Below are 292 nucleotides of genomic sequence, written 5' to 3' on the forward strand. Positions count from 1 at the left end.
GAGCACCGTGTTGCCGGTGACCTCGAAGTCGCCGTAGACCTGCTCCTCGTGCAGCAGGCCCATCGGTTCGGCTGCGGCCTGCGCCGGGGACGGCGCCAGCACGCCGACGAAGGTGACCGACCCGGCAGCGAGCAGCACGGAAGCAGCGAGACGGTGGACGTGCTTCATGGCGCTCCCGGGGGCGGAGTCGAACGAGCCGAACCCGCCCGACGCTAGCAGCCGGTGGGGCGCAGTCGCGCCTAGATTGTCTCCGCCTGCGCGAGCAGCCCGCGCAGCGCTTCGAGGCCCCGTG

Origin of the sequence: Nocardioides sp. CPCC 206348, assembly GCF_048654705.1 — a bacterium.
GTDB lineage: Bacteria > Actinomycetota > Actinomycetes > Propionibacteriales > Nocardioidaceae > Nocardioides.